Below are 16,471 nucleotides of genomic sequence, written 5' to 3'. Positions count from 1 at the left end.
ACGTGAAACCGCGCCACGCGGCATACCAGGTCTAGATGTCCAGGAAACGCACGTCGCGGGCGTTGCGCTGGATGAAGCCGCGGCGCGACTCGACGTCCTCGCCCATCAGGATCGCGAAGATCTCGTCGGCCGCCGCCGCGTCGTCGAGGGTGACCTGCAGGAGCACCCGGTGGTCGGGGTCCATCGTGGTCTCCCACAGCTCCTGGTAGTCCATCTCGCCCAGACCCTTGTAGCGCTGGATGCCGGCGTCCTTCGGCAGCCGCCAGCCCTGGCCCTGACCGGCCAGGATCATGGCGTCGCGCTCGCGGTCGGAGTAGGCGAACTCGTGGGGGTGGTTGCTCCACTTGAGCCGGTAGAGCGGGGGCTGCGCGAGGTAGACGTAGCCCTCCTCGATCAGCGGCCGCATGAACCGGAACAGCAGGGTCAGCAGCAGGGTGCGGATGTGCAGGCCGTCGACGTCGGCGTCGGCCATCAGCACGATCTTGTGGTAGCGAGCGCGGGTCTTGTCGAAGTCCTCGCCGATGCCGGTGCCGAACGCCGAGATGAGCGCCTGGACCTCGTTGTTCGCCAGCACCTTGTCGATGCGGGCCTTCTCGACGTTGAGGATCTTGCCGCGGATCGGGAGGATCGCCTGGTTGTGCGGGTTGCGTCCACGCACGGCCGAGCCGCCGGCGGAGTCACCCTCGACGATGAAGACCTCGGAGATCGCCGGGTCCTTGCTCTGGCAGTCACGCAGCTTGCCGGGCAGGCCGCCGGACTCGAGCAGGCCCTTGCGCCGGGTGGCCTCGCGCGCCTTGCGAGCCGCCATCCGTGCCGCAGCCGCCTGCACCGACTTGCGGACGATGTCGCGACCCTCGGTCGGGTGCGCCTCGAGCCAGTGGCCGAACTCGTCGGTCATGGCACGCTGGACGAAGCCCTTGACCTCGGAGTTGCCGAGCTTGGTCTTGGTCTGGCCCTCGAACTGCGGCTCGCCGAGCTTGACCGACACGACGGCGGTCAGGCCCTCGCGGATGTCGTCGCCGGTGAGGTTGTCGTCCTTCTCCTTGAGGAGGTTCTGCTTGCGGGCGAAGTCGTTGATGAGCTTGGTCATCGCCGCCCGGAAGCCCTCCTCGTGCGTGCCGCCCTCGTGGGTGTTGATCGTGTTGGCGTAGGTGTGCACCGACTCCGAGTAGGCGTTGGTCCACTGCATCGCGAGCTCGAGGCTCAGCTGGCGCTCGGTGTCCTCGGACTCGATCGAGATGATGTCGGCGTGCACCGGCTCTGACTTCTTCGACGAGACGAGGTGCGTCACGTAGTCGACCAGGCCGTTGTCGTACTTGTAGGACACCTTGCGCGGCTTGCGCTCCGAGGCGTCGACGGTGTCGGCGTCGTCCTCGGCGGTCTCGGGCTGGCGCTCGTCGACGAGGTTGATGGTCAGGCCCTTGTTGAGGAAGGCCATCTGCTGGAACCGGGCCCGGATCGTCTCGAAGTCGTAGGTGGTCGTCTCGAAGATGTCGCCGTCGGCCCAGTAGGTGATCGTGGTCCCGGTGCGGTCCGACGCCTCCATCTTCTCCAGGGGCGCCACCGCCTCACCGTGGTCGAACGTGACCCGGAAGACGTGGCCCTTCTGGTGGACCTCGGCGTCGAGGCGGGTCGACAGCGCGTTGACCACCGAGGAGCCGACGCCGTGCAGGCCACCGGACACCTTGTAGCCACCGCCACCGAACTTGCCGCCCGCGTGCAGCTGGGTCAGCACCAGCTCGACCGCGGACTTGCCCTCGGCCGGGTGGATGTCGGTGGGGATGCCGCGACCGTTGTCGGTCACCCGCACGCCACCGTCGGCGAGCAGGGTCACGTCGATGGTGTCGGCGAAGCCGGCCAGGGCCTCGTCGACCGAGTTGTCGACGATCTCCCAGACCAGGTGGTGCAGGCCGCGCTCGCCGGTCGAGCCGATGTACATGCCGGGGCGCTTGCGGACCGCCTCGAGACCCTCGAGGACGGTGATCTGGCTGGCGTCGTAGTCGGACCCGGGGGCCGCGCCGACGATCTCGGCCTCGACGACCTCGCGAGCAGCCTCGGCCTCGGCGGCCGTGAGGTGCTCGGTGGGGGGCGGCTGGGGGGCCGGCTGGTCGGGGGTGCTGGCTGCGGCGTCTGCCGGGGTGCTGGCTGCGGGGGCGTTCTGGTCTGGCGTGTGGTCAGCCTCGGACACGGTGCTCCTTCTCCGGTGGCACAACGAACAGGGGGTGCCCCCCTGGCTCGTTGGACCCGCTCATGGCACGCGACCAGACTGGAGACCAGCTGGCCGCGAATTCACCTCTGAGTCTACCTGTCGTGGGTGTCAGATCTCGCGTCAGGAGGCCCGGGAACGCGGATTTGCGCCAAATACCTGCCCTTTCACGGGTGGGGATACGTCTCCCACCCCCTGAGCGCCCGATTCTCGCGTTTCGTGACGCCGAACGGCCCGGGTCCGGCCCCGGTCCCGGTCACCCGCCGAGGGTGCGTTGGAACAGGTCGCGCACCGGCTCCGGTATGCCGTGCTCGGGCAGGGTGACCTCCGCACCGTCCGGGGGGCACGCCACGTGGTAGGTGAAGGCGTCGGGGACGGGTCGGTGCGGTGCGGCGGCGGCCAGCGCCTCGAGGCGGTGCTCGCTGAGCAGCGTCCGCCAGCCCTCGGCGTCGTCGTCGGGCAGCTCCGCCAGCGCCACGGTGCGGGCGCGGCGCTGACCGGCCAACCCGCCGGTGCGCCGGACCTTGACCTGCGTGGCCGAGGGCACCGGCTCCGGCACCGGCTCAGGCACCGGTCCGGGCGCCGGCTCCGGCACCGGGGCTGGTCCATCGTCGGCGGGCACCTCGGTGGAGAGCACGCCGACCTGCTCCCAGGCCGACCGGATGGCGCTCGCCTGGGCCGACCCCGCGGCATACCGGTGCTCTGCTGCGTCGACGGTGAGCCGCGCGAACGCGGCGAAGTCGGCCGTCGCGGTCAGCCGACCGCCGGTGAGCACGTCGAACCAGACCTGGCCTGCGACCTCCCACGCGGGGCCGCCGAGCGCCGTCGCCGCGAGGTAGAACGCGTGGTTGGGGATGCCCGAGTTGACGTGCACGCCGCCGTCGTCGTCGGTGGTCTCGACGTAGTCGGCCATCGTCGCGGGCTGGGGGTCCCGGCCCAGCTGGGGGTCGTCGTAGGCCGTGCCGGGAGCCTTCATCGACCGCAGCGCCACCCCCTTGACCTGCGCGGTGAACAGCCCGGCGCCGATCAGCCAGTCGGCGGAGGCGGCGTCCTGGCCGAGCGCCTGCTGCTTGACCAGGGAGCCGAACACGTCGGAGATGCTCTCGTTGAGCGCCCCCGACTGGCCCCGGTAGACGAGCGCGGCGGTGTGCTCGGTGACCCCGTGGGTGAGCTCGTGCCCGATCACGTCGACCGCGATCGTGAACCGGTTGAACACCGTGCCGTCGCCGTCGCCGAACACCATCTGGGTGCCGTCCCAGAAGGCGTTGTCGTAGCCGCGGCCGTAGTGGACCGTGCCGAGCAGCGGGAGCCCCTGCCCGTCGAGGGAGTCACGGCCGTAGGTCCGGTCGAACAGGCTCCAGGTCTGCCCGAACCCGGTGTAGGCCTCGTCGGCCGCGGGGTCACCCGTCGCCGGCTGCCCCTCGGTGCGGACCGTGGTGCCGGGGGTGGTCTGGGTGCCCTTGGCGTCGGCGATGGTCCGCTGCGGGCCGGTGCCGTCGTCGGCATGGGGGGCGGCGAGCCCGCCCTGGTGCTCGACCGGGTGGTCGGTGGTCGAGGAGGTGCGCGGCACCCCGGCGGAGCGGTGCTCGCGCAGCGTGTGGTCCCGGTCGAGCGAACGGCGGGCGCACTCCGCGACGACCTCGTCACGGTGCCCGGTCAGTGCGGCCAGCAGGTAGGGCGGGACGATCGTGCAGGCGTGGGTGGGACGTTCGGGCATGGATCCATCGTGCGCTGCCCGGGTGACAGCCGCATCCTCGCCGTTCGGGCCCACCCGGCCCGCTCGGTCGCTAGATTGCGCGCGTGCGGCGAGCCCCGGTCCTGGTGGTCCTGGTCGCCCTCCTCATGGGGGTGAGCGGGTTCCTCGGCGTGCGCGCGGTGCGAGCGCCGCACGAGCTGGTGGTGGCCAGCCCCGCGCTGCGGTTCGCCCTGCCCGACGGCTGGCACCGCTACGAGCGCCCGGCCGACCCGAGCGCGGCGTGGGTGCGGGAGGCGGCGGCCACGCAGCACTACACGGCCCGGGACTACGTCGAGCACCTTGCGGCCAGCACGCTGGCCTCCGCGGTCGGGCCCGCGTCGGGCGGGCGCTACCAGGTGGTCGACGTGCAGACGAGCGGCTTCGCGGCGCTGCCGACCGCCGAGCAGGTCGCGAGCCGGATGACCCAGCAGGCCATGCAGGTCGACGGGACGCGCACGGTCTCGACCGGCGCCGGCGAGGTCGTGGTGGCGCGCGGTCACTACCCGCTCGCCGAGGGCCGCACCGACACCGAGGTCATCCACCTGGTGTCCCACGGGAAGGCGCTCATGATCACCGTCAGCGCCGTGGGGGCCGGCGACGTCGAGGCGGTCACGGCCGAGATCCTGGCCACCCTCCGCACCAGCTGACCCGGGGCCGTCGGGTCCGCCGGGGTCGCGCCCGCGGCGCCGCGGGCTCCCGCGATTTCCGCTGGTCAGGGCCGCGCCCAGGGTGGACACTGCCAAGTGGAAGTCGTCGCAGGGACGCGAGTGCTCGAGTGCTGCTCGTCCAGGGGAGGCTGCGACGTGACCACACCGGCAGGGCCGGGGGAGCTGGCGGCCGAGCTGCGGGAGAGCCGTGAGCAGCTCGCCGCCGTCAACGAGGTGCTCTCGGCGGTCGGCCGCTCGGCGGGAGACCCCGAGATGGTCCTCGCCACGATCGTCGAGAGTGCGCGACGACTGTGCCGCTCCGACGCGGCACAGCTGTGCCTCCTCGACGACGAGCGCGTCTTCCAGCTGATCAAGGCGGTCGGCATCAGCGACGAGGCGATCGCCTACATCGCCGAGCACCCCCTGCCGCTGGACCGGGACACCCTGATGGGCCGGGTCGCCCTCGACCGCCGGGCCCAGCAGATCGAGGACGTCGTGGCCGACCCGGAGTACGGCCGCCTGGACCTCCAGCGGGTCGCGGGGTTCCGGACCACGATGGGCGCACCGCTGGTCGTCGACGACGAGGTCGTCGGGGCGCTGGTGCTGTGGCGCAACCAGGTCAGCCCGTTCGCCGAGCGTGAGCTGACCATCGTGACCGCCTTCGCCGGGCAGGCGGCCCTGGCCATCAACGGCGTCCGGCTCGTGCAGGAGCTCCAGGCCGGCCGGGCCGAGCTCGCCCGCCGCGTCGACCAGCTCGAGGCCCTCGCCGAGGTCGGGGAGGCCGTCAGCTCCAGCCTCGACGTCGACGAGGTCCTCACCACGATCGTGAGCCTCGCCGTCGAGCTCTCGGGCACCGACGGTGGCTCCCTGATGGAGTTCGACGAGCAGACCCAGCTGTTCTCCGTGCGCACCACGTTCGGCACCGAACCGCACGTGGTGCAGGCCTTGCGGGCCACCCGGATCCACATCGACGAGACCCTCGTGGGCCGGGCCTGCCTCGAACGCTCGCCACAGCAGATCGAGGACCTCACCCGGACGGAGCGGGACCCCCACCTGGCCGTCCTGTATGCCGCGGGGTGGCGTTCCGTCGCTGCCATCCCGATGGTGCGCTCGGACCGGGTCGTCGGGGCCATGGTGGTGCGCCGCAAGGCGCCCGGGTTGCTCAGCGAGGAGACCTGCGAGGTGCTGGAGGCGTTCGCCAGCCAGTCCACGATCGCCCTGACGAATGCCCGGCTCTACCAGCAGCTGGAGCTGCAGAGCGCCGAGCTGGCCGAGGCCAGCCAGCACAAGTCGGAGTTCCTGGCCAGCATGTCGCACGAGCTGCGGACCCCGCTCAACGCGGTGATCGGCTTCTCCGAGGTGCTGCTCGAGCGGATGTTCGGCGACCTCAACGAGCGGCAGGAGGACTACCTGCGCGACATCCTCAACTCGGGCCGGCACCTGCTCGCGCTGCTCAACGACGTCCTCGACCTGAGCAAGGTCGAGGCCGGGCACATGGAGCTCGACCCCACCGAGTTCGACGTCGCCGAGACGGTGGACTACGCCCTGTCGATGGTCCGCGAGCGCGCGGTGGCGCACGGCATCACGCTGACCCGGGAGGTGGCGCCAGAGGTCGACCTGATCCGGGCCGACGAGCTGCGGTTCAAGCAGATCCTGCTCAACCTGCTCAGCAACGCGGTGAAGTTCACCCCGGACGGCGGGAGGGTCGAGGTGCGCGCCCGGGTGGTCGGCGGCGACCTCGAGCTCACCGTGTCCGACACGGGGATGGGCATCGACCCCGCCGACCAGCAACGGATCTTCGACTCGTTCCAGCAGGGTGGCCGCACCGCCCGCCAGGTGGAGGGCACCGGTCTCGGGCTCACCCTCACCAAGCGGATCGTCGAGCTGCACGGCGGGCGGCTCTGGCTCACCAGCGAGGTCGGCCACGGCAGCACCTTCGGCTTCTCGATCCCGCTCGACCGCAGCCTCACCGCGACCCCGCTGGCTGACCGCTCGGTCGAGACCCCGGACGAGCGCCCCGTGGTGGTCGTCGTCGAGGACGACCGCAGCTCGGCGGAGCTGATGTCGCTGCACCTCGAGGCGGCAGGGCTGCGCCCGGTGGCGGTGCCCAACGGACCGGACGGGCTGGCCGCCGTGCGTGAGCTGGCCCCGGCCGCCGTGATCCTCGACATCCGGCTCCCGGGGATGGACGGCTGGGACGTCCTCGGCGCGATCAAGGGCGACCCGCACACAGCGTCCACCCCCGTGGTGGTGGTCTCGGTGATCCACGAGCGCGGCCGGGGGTTCGCGTTGGGTGCCTCCGACTACCTCGTGAAGCCCGTCGCCCGGGACGACCTGCTCGCGGCCCTCCGGCGGCTCGTCCCGCTCCCGGTCGACCAGGCCCAGCGGAAGGTGGCCGTCTTCGTCGACGACGACCCGCTGGCCCTCGAACTGGTGCGACTGGCCCTGGAGCCGGCCGGCTGGGTGGTGCACACCTGCACCACCCCGGACGTCGCCCTGGCGCTGATCCGGACCCACCAGCCCTCGGTGGTCCTCGTCGACCTCCTCATGCCGGAGACCGACGGGTTCGAGGTGGTCGACCTGCTGCGGTCCGACCCGCAGACCGCCTCGGTCCCGGTCGTGGTCCTCACCGCCAAGACCCTCACCTCCCACGACCGCGAGCTGCTCGACGGACGGATCGAGTTCGTCACGTCCAAGAGCGCCGTCGACCTCGGGCTGCTGGCCGTGCGGCTGGCCCAGATCACCGCCGGACCGGTCCGGTCCCGCGGTCGGGAGGCGGGATGAGCAGTCGGGTCGTCCTCCTCGTGGAGGACAACGAACGCAACCTCAAGCTCGCCCGCGACGTGCTGGAGTATGCCGGCTTCACCGTCCTCGTCGCGACGACCGGTGAGGAGGCGGTCGCCACCGCCCAGAGCTCCGCCCCGGACGTCATCCTGATGGACCTCCAGCTGCCGGGGATCGACGGCCACGCCGCCCTGTCCCTCCTGCGGGCCGACTCCTCCACGTGGCACATCCCGGTGGTGGCCCTGACCGCCTTCGCCATGGCGCAGGACCGGGACCGCGCCCTCGCGGCCGGCTTCGACGGGTACCTCGAGAAGCCGATCAGTGTCCGCAGCTTCCCCGACCAGGTACGAGCCCACCTCAGAACGGAGGACCCCCGATGACGACCGACGACGCCGTGATCCTGGTGGTCGACGACCTTCCGCAGAACGTGAAGCTGATGGATGCCGTCCTCACCCCGCGAGGGTTCACCGTCCACACGGCGGCGTCGGGGGAGGAGGCGCTCGAGTGGCTGGCGACGCAGGTCCCCGACCTCGTGCTCCTCGACATCCTGATGCCCGGGATCGACGGCTACGAGACCTGTCGCCAGATCCGCGCCAACGCGGCCACCTCCTTCCTGCCCGTGGTGATGGTGACCGCCAGCGGCCAGGAGCAGAAGCTGCGCGCCATCGAGGCGGGGGCCGACGACTTCGTCACCAAGCCCTTCGAGCAGGCCGAGCTGCTGGCGCGGGTGCGCTCGCTCGTGCGGGTGAAGCGCTACCACGACACGATCGAGCGGCAGGCTGCCGAGCTGGCCGACTGGAACCGCGAGCTCGAGGCCAAGGTCGCGGCCCAGGTGACCGAGCTCGAGCGGGTTGGGCGGCTGCGCCGGTTCCTGTCGCCGCAGGTGGCCGGGCTCGTCGTCGAGAGCGGCGACGACACCTTCCTGCAGAGCCACCGCAGCGAGATCACGGCGGTCTACTGCGACCTGCGTGGCTTCACCAGTTTTGCCGAGACGGCCGAGCCGGAGGAGGTGATCTCGGTGCTGCGGGAGTACCACGAGGCGCTCGGTGACCTGGTCTTCCGGTTCGAGGGGACGCTCGAGCACTTCGCCGGTGATGGCTTGCTGGTCTTCTTCAACGACCCGATCCCGTGTCCGGATGCGCCGGAGCGCGCGGTGCGGATGGCGGTGGCGATGCGGGGCCGGGTCGCCGAGCTGGCGGAGGGCTGGCGCAGCCGCGGTCACGACCTCGGGTTCGGGGTTGGCATCGCGCAGGGTTACGCCACGCTCGGCCGGGTCGGGTTCGAGGGGCGCTACGACTACGCGGCCATCGGCACCGTGACGAACGTCAGCGCCCGGCTCTCGGACCTGGCCCAGGCGGGGCAGATCCTCGCCACCCAGCGGGTCGTGACAGGGGCGGCCGAGGTCGCGGTGACCCGCTCGCTCGGGCCGACCGAGCTGCGCGGCATCACCCGGCCGGTCGAGGTGTTCGACGTCCTCGGCCTCGACGCGGCCAGGGTCGCGCCGTGACCACGCTCGACGTCTCGCGGCCGCTGGGTGAGCTGGACGAGCAGGAGCGCAACGCGGCATACGACCGCCTGCAGAGCCGGCTGCCCGCGGTCTGGAGGTCCATGCGGCTCAACGAGCCCGGCGAGTCCGTCGTGGTGGTGCCGTCGGTGTCCCTCGACCGCGTGACGGCCAAGGTAGGGGCCATCAACCAGGCGATGGAGGAGCGCTACCTGTTCCTGTTGCTGCTGCTGCGGCAGCCCCGGCTGCGGATGGTCTACGTGACGTCGGGCCCGGTGGACCCCGCGATCGTGGAGTACTACCTCGCGCTCCTGCCGGGCGTCATCCCCAGTCACGCCCGCGCCCGCTTGTCGCTGGTGTCGGTGGGGGACCTCACCGCCCGTCCCCTCACCGAGAAGCTGCTGGAGCGGCCCCGGATCCTCGCCGACATCGGGGCGCTCATCCCCGACCGCAGCCGCTCGCACCTGGTGCCCTACACGACCACGACCCTCGAGCGGGACCTCGCCCTCGAGCTCGGCATCCCCATGTACGGCGCGGATCCGCGGCACTTCGCGCTGGGGACGAAGACCGGGTGCCGGCGGCTGTTCGACGAGGCCGGCGTGGACTACCCCGCCGGCTTCGAGGACCTCCGCTCGGTCGATGCCATCGTCGACTCCCTGGCCCGGCTGCGCGCGCGCCGACCCGGCATCGAGGAGGCGATGGTCAAGCTCAACGAGGGCGTGGCCGGCGCCGGGAACGCCCTCGTCGACCTCCGGGGACTCCCACCCACGGGGTCGCCGTCGGAGCGGGCCGACCTCGAGGGCCGGGTGCGGACGATGGAGCTGGAGGGCAAGACCGTCACGCACGACCTGTACTTCGCGAAGTTCGCCGAGCGCGCCGGCATCGTCGAGGAGCGGATCATCGGCCAGGAGGTGCTCAGCCCGAGCGTGCAGCTGCGGATCACCCCGCTCGGGGAGGTGGAGGTGCTGTCGACGCACGACCAGATCCTCGGCGGCCCCACCGGTCAGTCCTACCTCGGGTGCCGCTTCCCGGCCGACCCCGAGTACGCGGGCACCATCACCCGGCAGGCGAGCGCGGTCGGGGCCCGCCTGGCCGAGCTCGGCGTGCTGGGGCGGTTCGCCATCGACTTCGTGGTGGTCCGGCGCGGCGCCGGGTGGGAGTCGTACGCGATCGAGGTCAACCTCCGCAAGGGCGGGACCACGCATCCCTTCCTGACGCTGCAGTTCCTCACCAACGGTCGGTACGACAGCCAGACCGCGTTGTTCACGACTCCCGCCGGGCGGGAGAAGCACCTGGTCGCCACCGACCACCTCGAGGACCCCAGCCTGCGCGGCCTGCGCGTGAACGACCTCTTCGACGTCGTGGCCCGGACCGGCCTGCACTTCGACCCGGCCAGCCAGACCGGCGTCGTGTTCCACATGATCAGCTCGGTGACCGAGGCCGGCCGGGTGGGGATGACGGCGGTCGGCGACACCGCGGCGAAGGCGCAGGAGTGGTACGACAGGGCGGAGCGGATCCTCCTCTCCGAGGCCCGCTCCGCCGCCACCCCCCGATCGCTCCCCTGAGGGGGTGGCCCCGAGCGCGTCATGAGCTCAGGCAGCGATGGTGGTGGCGTGCCGCAGCGCCTCGACGACGACCTGGTGCCAGTTCAGCTGGCTCAGGTCGGTGCGGCAGGACGCGCTGCCGCACTCGCAGGACCACACCCACCTGCCGCGCACCTTCTGGACGACCGGGTGGTGGTGGGCGAGGTCGGGGTGGTGTCGGTGGTTCCGCTTCATGACCGCCTCCTTCGTCCGTCCCTCCCGGGTGGTCCGGGTGGTCACTCCACGGTCGCGGTTGGCGACTGGACGGTCTGTGCACGGGCGGACGCAGCGAACGTGCTCGTCGTGACACAGTGAAATCGCCTGTGGTGCACTGAGTCATGGAGTGGCAGCTGCTTCGCGCCCTGACCGAGGGGGAGCGCCGTGAGGTCCTGGCCATGGCGCGGCGTCGTCAGTTCAAGCGGGGCGAGATCCTCTTCCACGAGGGTGACCCCGCCGACACGGTGCACTTCATCGCCGAGGGCCGCGTGATGGCCCGGCGGACCTCACCGATGGGCGACTCGGTGGCCTTCCGGGTGATCGGACCGGGGCGCGCGCTGGGTGACGTCGCGGTGGTGTCGACGGCCCAGCGCCGGAGCTCCACCGTGACCGCGCTCGAGCCCACGACCACCCTCAGCCTGACCTTCGGCGAGTTCGCCCAGCTCTGTGCGGCGCACCCCGGGATCCAGACCCACCTGGCCACCCTCCTCGCCGCCCGGGTGAAGCGGCTGTCCGACCACCTGCTCGAGGCGCTGTTCCTGCCCACCGACCGCAGGGTCGTGCGCCGGCTGCTCGACCTGTGCGAGCAGTACGAAGCCGGGCCCGACCGTCCCGTCGTCATCCCCCTCACCCAGACCGACATCGCTGAGCTGGCCGGCGCCACCCGTCCGTCGACGAACCGGGTGCTGCGGGCCCTGGAGACCGAGGGCCTGCTGCGGTTGCGCCGCGGACAGGTCGAGGTCGTCGACCGAGCCGGCCTGCGCCGCAAGGACCGCTGACCCCGGCCGACAGCCCTCACGTCTGCTGGCAGAACTGGGGGTGAGGGGCGGTCAGCGCTGGGCCACGGCCCGCTCGAGGAGGTCGCGCACCGCCGCCGGCATGGGCACGGTGCCACGCGAGTCGCGGTCGATGTAGACGTGCACCCAGTGGCCGAGCGCGGCGATCGCGGTGTCCTCCGCGTCGAACAGGCCGAGGCCGTACGTGATGCTGCTGCGACCCAGGCGCTCCACCCGCACCCCGACGTCGAGCGGCCGCGGGTACTCCAGCTCGCGGAAGAAGCGGCAGCCCGACTCGGCGACGACCCCGAGCTCGGGCCCCGCCATCGCGTCGGACTCGCCTGCGGTGATCAGCCAGGCGTTGATCGCGGAGTCGAAGAGCTCGTAGTAGACGGCGTTGTTCAGGTGGCCGTACATGTCGTTGTCCGACCAGCGCGTGGTGACCCGGGTGACGTGGTCGAAGTGCTCGCGGGTCAGGGACCGGTCCTGGGACCGGTCGGCGTCGGCCGTCATGGTCCGATCCTAGGCAGGGAGCGGTCCGGGCCAAGCAGGAGATCCAACGCCCTACCCGTAGGTGTCCCGCGGACCCGGTCCGGTCGACCGGCGCGGTCCCTTCTTCCACGAGGGCGCGCTCGGACCGACGATCTTGAGGGCGGTCACGGTGTCCTTGCCGACCTCGCCCTCGAGCCGGGTCATGATCGACGACTCGAGCAGCTTGAGCTGGGTCGCCCAGGCCGTGGAGTCGGCCCGCACGGTGAGGACCCCGAACTCGAAGGTCACCGGCGTGCAGTGCTGCGCCACCTCCTCGCCCACGATGTCGGGCCAGCGCCCCATCACCGAACCCACGGCCACATCGACCTTCCACCCGCGGTCGGCCATCAGCCGGTCCATCTGGTCGCCCAGCAGCAGCGGGTCCCGGCGGTCGGTCGGAGCGCCCGGGGTGGGCCGCCCGATCTGCCTGCGGCGCATCGGTTTCAGCCCGGGTCGCAACCCCTTCTCGCGCGCCGCCGCACGGGCCCGCTGGAGCGCGGCCTCGGCCGCGTCGTCGACCAGGGCGGTGTCGTCGAGCAGGGATGCGTCCGCACCCGGGTCCACGTCAGGGGAGTCGTCCGGCGCCTCGCTGGTGCCGTCCCCGCCTGACCCGCGGCCGTCGTCGGGCTCGTCACCCACGCCGCGCCACCTCCCCGAGCGTGACCGTGAAGGTCTGGCCCACCAGGCTCTTCGGCACGTCGGCGTCGACGGCGGCGGTGATCAGCACCTGCTCGCAGTCGGCGACCATCGCGGCCAGCCGTTCGCGGCGCCCGGTGTCGAGCTCGGCGAACACGTCGTCGAGGATCAGCACCGGGTCCTCACCGAGGTCGTGCCGCAGCAGCTGGTATGCCGCGAGCTTGAGTCCCAGCGCGAACGACCAGCTCTCGCCGTGGCTGGCGTAGCCCTTCGCAGGCAGCTCGCCGAGCGACAGCACGAGGTCGTCACGGTGCGGTCCGACGAGGGAGATCCCGCGTTCGACCTCCTTGTCGCGCACCTCCTCGAAGGTGGCCAGCAGCTCGGCGCGCAGTGCCTCGATCTCGGGTACCTCACCGGCAGCGAGCGAGGCCGCGGCCGACTCGCGCAGGCTGCTCTTGTAGGAGGCCCGGGCGTCGGACTGCCCGGCGCTCACCTCGTCGTAGGCCTTGGCGAGGTAGGGGCCCAGGTCGCGCAGCAGGCGCAGCCGCGCGTAGAGCAGCTGCGACCCGACCGCGGCCAGGTGGTCGTTCCACACGTCGAGGGTGTGCAGGGCCGATGCGCGGGCGTCGTCCACCGGTTCGTCGACAGGGCGCGACGGGGGTCGGCGCCGAGATCCCTTGCGCAGCAACGGTTGTGCCGACTTCAGCAGGGCGTTGCGCTGCTTGAGTGCCTTGTCGTAGTCGCTGCGCACGCCGGCCCACCGTGGTTGCCTCGCGACGAGCAGGTCGTCGAGGAACCGCCGGCGCTCCGAGGGGTCACCCTTGACGAGGGCCAGGTCCTCCGGTGCGAAGAGCACGGTGCGCAGGGTGCCGAGCACGTCGCGCGGCCGCGACACGGGGGAGCGCCCGAGCCGGGCGCGATTGGCCCGCCCGGGGTTGAGCTCCAGCTCGAGCATGGTCTCCCGGCCGTCGCGCACGACGGCCCCCCGGATGACGGCTTGCTCCGCCCCGAACCGCACCAGCGGCTGGTCGGTCGACACCCGGTGGCTCGACAGCGTCGCGAGGTAGCCGATCGCCTCGACCAGGTTGGTCTTGCCCTGTCCGTTGAGCCCGACCAGCGTGGTCACGCCCGGCTCGAGCGGCAGCTCGGCCGTGGTGTAGCTGCGGAAGTCGGAGACGGTCAGGTGCCGGACGCGCACGGTCCTCGCTCAGGCCTGGCAGTTGGATGTCATCGTGCAGCACGCTTGCGCGTCGACCCGCTGCCGGACGACGGACCGGCCGTCGCGGCCTTGCGGCCCTTCGCCGCCGCCTTGGCCGCGCTCTTGGTGGGCTTCTCCTTGGGCTCCACCTTGGCCTCGACCGCCTTCTCGTGCTTGGGGGCACCGTCGGCGCGCAGCTGCTCGCCCTCGGCCACCGACATGACCTGGTGTCCGCCGAAACCACCACGCAGCGCCGCGACGGCCTGCATCGTGGGCGACTCCTGCTGGCGGGACGCGAACCGGGAGAACAGCGAGGCCGAGATCACCGGCATCGGCACCGAGTTGGCGATCGCCTCCTCGACCGTCCAGCGCCCCTCGCCGGAGTCGACCGTGTAGCCCGAGACGTCCTCGAGGTGCGGGTTCTTCTCCAGCGCGTCGACCAGCAGGTCGAGCAACCAGGACCGGACGACGGTGCCGCGGGTCCAGGCCTTGAAGGCGCCGGGTACGTCGGTGACGATGTCCTTGGCCTCGAGCAGCTCGTAGCCCTCGGCGTACGCGGCCATCAGGCCGTACTCGATGCCGTTGTGCACCATCTTCGCGTAGTGGCCGGCGCCGACCTTGCCCGCGTGGACGAAGCCTTCGTCGCGCGGGCCCTCGGGACGCAGCGCGTCGAAGATCGGCATCGCCTTGCGGACGTTGGCCGCAGTGCCACCGACCATCAGGCCATAGCCGTTCTCCAGACCCCAGATGCCACCGCTCACCCCGCAGTCGAGGTACGCGATCCCCTTGGTCTTCAGCAGCTTCTCGTTCTCGAAGTCATCGGTGAACCGGCTGTTGCCACCGTCGATCACCATGTCGCCCTTGTCGAGCAGCTTGGCCAGCTGGGCCACCGTGTCGGTGGTCGGCGCACCCGACGGCACCATCACCCACACCGTGCGGGGGGCGTCGAGGGCCTTGACCAGGGCGGCCAGGGTCTTGACGTCCGACACCTTCGGATCGCGGTCGAAACCCACCACCTCGTGGCCGGCGCGGCGGATCCGCTCGCGCATGTTGCCGCCCATCTTGCCGAGACCGATCAGACCGAGCTGCATGAGACGACGCCCTTTCAAATGGGTGGAGCGTGTGGGTGGTGCGGTATGCCGCGGAGCCGGCTGCGCGGCACACCTTCGGGTGCGGCCCGCTCAGGCTACGCCCGGGTGTGGTCAGCTCGCGAAGCGAACGGGCATCAGCACGTAGCGGTAGGTGGTGTCGGCCTCACCGTCCACCTCGTCCTGGCCGGACAGGACCGCCGGGCGCGACGGCTGGGTGAACGAGAACCGCGAGTAGTCGGTGCCCACCGCCCCGAGTCCGTCGAGCAGGAACTGCGGGTTGAAGGCGATCTCGATCTCGGGCCCGGTCAGGGTGGACTCGACCGCCTCGGAGGCCTGGGCGTCGTCGCCGGTGCCCGCCTCGATGGCCACCTGGCCATCGCTGAACTTCAGTCGCACGGGGGTGTTGCGTTCGGCCACGAGGGCGACGCGCTTGACCGCCTCGATGAGCTCGGAGGTCTTGATCACGGCCTCGGTGTCGACGCTGGTCGGGAAGATCGAGGTGACCTTCGGGTACTCGCCGTCGAGCAGGCGGGTGGTGGTGCGTCGCTGTCCGGCCTCGAAGCCGACCAGGCCGTCACCGCCGGCGGAGGAGCCGAGCGCGACCTCGATCGAGCCGGAGGCGCCGAGGGCCTTGGCCGTCTCGGACAGGGTGCGGGCCGGGACCAGGGCCAGGTGGCTGGCGTCGGTGGCCTCGGGGTTCCAGGTCAGCTCGCGCATCGCCAGCCGGTAGCGGTCGGTCGCGAGGAGGGTCATCTTGTCGCCCTCGATCTCGACCCGCACGCCGGTCAGGATCGGGAGGGTGTCGCCGCGGTCGGCCGCGATCGAGACCTGGGCGACGGCCTGGGTGAACACGTCGCCGGCGATCGTGCCGCTGGCGGTCGGGGAGGTCGGCAGGGTCGGGTAGTCGTCGGCCGGCATCTGCATCAGGCTGAACCGCGACGAACCACAGACGACCGAGACCTTGTTGCCCTCGGTCGCGACGTCGACCGGCTTGGACGGCAGGTTGCGCGAGATGTCGGCGAGGAGCCGGCCCAGCACCAGGACGGTGCCACCCTCGGCGACCTCGGCCGCGACGGTGATCTTCGCGGAGACCTCATAGTCGAAGGCCGAGAGGGTGAGGGTGCCCTCCTCGTTCGCCTCGAGCAGCACTCCCGCCAGGACCGGCACCGGCGGACGGGCCGGGAGGCCGCGGGCCACCCACGTCACGGCATCGGCGAGGACCTCACGTTCGACCCGGAACTTCACCGTGACTACCTGCCCTTCGCGTGCGGCACCGCCGCTGAAAACTTCAAGAATGTGATTGCGGACTGACCCTAGTGCTCACCGTGCGGTCGGCCAACCCGGATCGGGCAATCCGCCGGCCCCGATCTCGGCGGTCGAACGTCCAGGCATTTCCGGTGTTCCTCCAGAGGGCGGGCCCAGGTTTGGTACTCGGGGCTGGATCCATGACTAGGGAGGGGTAGTCGTTGTCATAGGGGGTGTGGATCCTGTGGATGAGCGGCATCGGTGCAGGTCAGCGCGGCGCGTCCGGTGTGCACGAGAGGTGGACGGGCCGGCGGACAAG

General features: G+C 71.4%; 14 protein-coding genes. 6 read left to right on the top strand and 8 right to left on the bottom strand.

Annotation, left to right across the window (positions count from 1 at the left end):
• Window positions 1–31: 31 nt before the first annotated feature.
• A complete protein-coding gene (gyrB, locus tag ASG95_RS00815; protein WP_057378654.1) occupies window positions 32–2,026 on the bottom strand; it encodes a DNA topoisomerase (ATP-hydrolyzing) subunit B in 1,995 nt (664 codons plus the stop codon).
• Between the two features lie 436 nt (window positions 2,027–2,462).
• Window positions 2,463–3,923 carry a protealysin inhibitor emfourin gene (locus tag ASG95_RS00810; RefSeq protein ID WP_057376205.1) on the bottom strand — a complete coding sequence of 487 codons (1,461 nt, stop codon included), beginning with the start codon at window positions 3,921–3,923 and terminating at the stop codon, window positions 2,463–2,465.
• Between the two features lie 83 nt (window positions 3,924–4,006).
• Between ASG95_RS00810 and ASG95_RS00805 the strand changes: the two genes are divergently transcribed.
• The 5 genes from ASG95_RS00805 to ASG95_RS00785 all read left to right on the top strand — a co-directional run bounded on the left by ASG95_RS00805 (window position 4,007) and on the right by ASG95_RS00785 (window position 10,441).
• A complete protein-coding gene (locus ASG95_RS00805; RefSeq protein WP_057376204.1) occupies window positions 4,007–4,588 on the top strand; it encodes a hypothetical protein in 582 nt (193 codons plus the stop codon).
• A gap of 156 nt (window positions 4,589–4,744) precedes the next feature.
• Window positions 4,745–7,372, top strand: coding sequence for a response regulator (locus ASG95_RS00800; RefSeq protein ID WP_235543220.1), 2,628 nt, complete (start codon window positions 4,745–4,747; stop codon window positions 7,370–7,372).
• The gene (locus ASG95_RS00795) at window positions 7,369–7,752 is read left to right on the top strand and encodes a response regulator (RefSeq protein ID WP_057376203.1); all 384 of its coding nucleotides are present in this window, start codon (window positions 7,369–7,371) and stop codon (window positions 7,750–7,752) included. Before ASG95_RS00800 ends, ASG95_RS00795 begins: the two co-directional genes overlap by 4 nt.
• Window positions 7,749–8,879, top strand: coding sequence for a response regulator (locus ASG95_RS00790; protein WP_056921355.1), 1,131 nt, complete (start codon window positions 7,749–7,751; stop codon window positions 8,877–8,879). Before ASG95_RS00795 ends, ASG95_RS00790 begins: the two co-directional genes overlap by 4 nt.
• Window positions 8,876–10,441 carry a peptide ligase PGM1-related protein gene (locus ASG95_RS00785; protein WP_057376202.1) on the top strand — a complete coding sequence of 522 codons (1,566 nt, stop codon included), beginning with the start codon at window positions 8,876–8,878 and terminating at the stop codon, window positions 10,439–10,441. The genes ASG95_RS00790 and ASG95_RS00785 overlap by 4 nt, the downstream gene beginning before the upstream one ends.
• A gap of 27 nt (window positions 10,442–10,468) precedes the next feature.
• Here ASG95_RS00785 and ASG95_RS00780 read toward each other — a convergent pair whose 3' ends face one another.
• The gene (locus tag ASG95_RS00780) at window positions 10,469–10,654 is read right to left on the bottom strand and encodes a hypothetical protein (RefSeq protein WP_057376201.1); all 186 of its coding nucleotides are present in this window, start codon (window positions 10,652–10,654) and stop codon (window positions 10,469–10,471) included.
• A gap of 143 nt (window positions 10,655–10,797) precedes the next feature.
• Here ASG95_RS00780 and ASG95_RS00775 point away from each other — a divergent pair, with 143 nt between their 5' ends.
• Window positions 10,798–11,454, top strand: coding sequence for a Crp/Fnr family transcriptional regulator (locus ASG95_RS00775; protein ID WP_056921358.1), 657 nt, complete (start codon window positions 10,798–10,800; stop codon window positions 11,452–11,454).
• 51 nt (window positions 11,455–11,505) lie between these two features.
• On the opposite strand, the gene ASG95_RS00770 is transcribed toward ASG95_RS00775, so the two are convergent.
• The 5 genes from ASG95_RS00770 to dnaN all read right to left on the bottom strand — a co-directional run bounded on the left by ASG95_RS00770 (window position 11,506) and on the right by dnaN (window position 16,152).
• A complete protein-coding gene (locus ASG95_RS00770; protein ID WP_057376200.1) occupies window positions 11,506–11,964 on the bottom strand; it encodes a thioesterase family protein in 459 nt (152 codons plus the stop codon).
• 51 nt (window positions 11,965–12,015) lie between these two features.
• Entirely contained in the window at window positions 12,016–12,621 is a 606-nt protein-coding gene (locus ASG95_RS00765) for a DUF721 domain-containing protein (protein ID WP_369820343.1), read from the bottom strand.
• Window positions 12,614–13,816 carry a DNA replication/repair protein RecF gene (gene recF, locus ASG95_RS00760; RefSeq protein ID WP_057376199.1) on the bottom strand — a complete coding sequence of 401 codons (1,203 nt, stop codon included), beginning with the start codon at window positions 13,814–13,816 and terminating at the stop codon, window positions 12,614–12,616. Before recF ends, ASG95_RS00765 begins: the two co-directional genes overlap by 8 nt.
• 29 nt (window positions 13,817–13,845) lie before the next feature.
• Window positions 13,846–14,907, bottom strand: coding sequence for a phosphogluconate dehydrogenase (NAD(+)-dependent, decarboxylating) (gene gnd, locus ASG95_RS00755; RefSeq protein ID WP_057376198.1), 1,062 nt, complete (start codon window positions 14,905–14,907; stop codon window positions 13,846–13,848).
• Between the two features lie 111 nt (window positions 14,908–15,018).
• A complete protein-coding gene (dnaN, locus tag ASG95_RS00750; protein WP_056921362.1) occupies window positions 15,019–16,152 on the bottom strand; it encodes a DNA polymerase III subunit beta in 1,134 nt (377 codons plus the stop codon).
• Between the last annotated feature and the right edge of the window lie 319 nt (window positions 16,153–16,471).

Source organism: Phycicoccus sp. Soil803, from assembly GCF_001429685.1.
Lineage (GTDB): Bacteria > Actinomycetota > Actinomycetes > Actinomycetales > Dermatophilaceae > Pedococcus.
The sequence above is the reverse complement of the archived record's forward strand: the minus strand, read 5'-3'. Positions and strand labels throughout refer to the sequence as shown.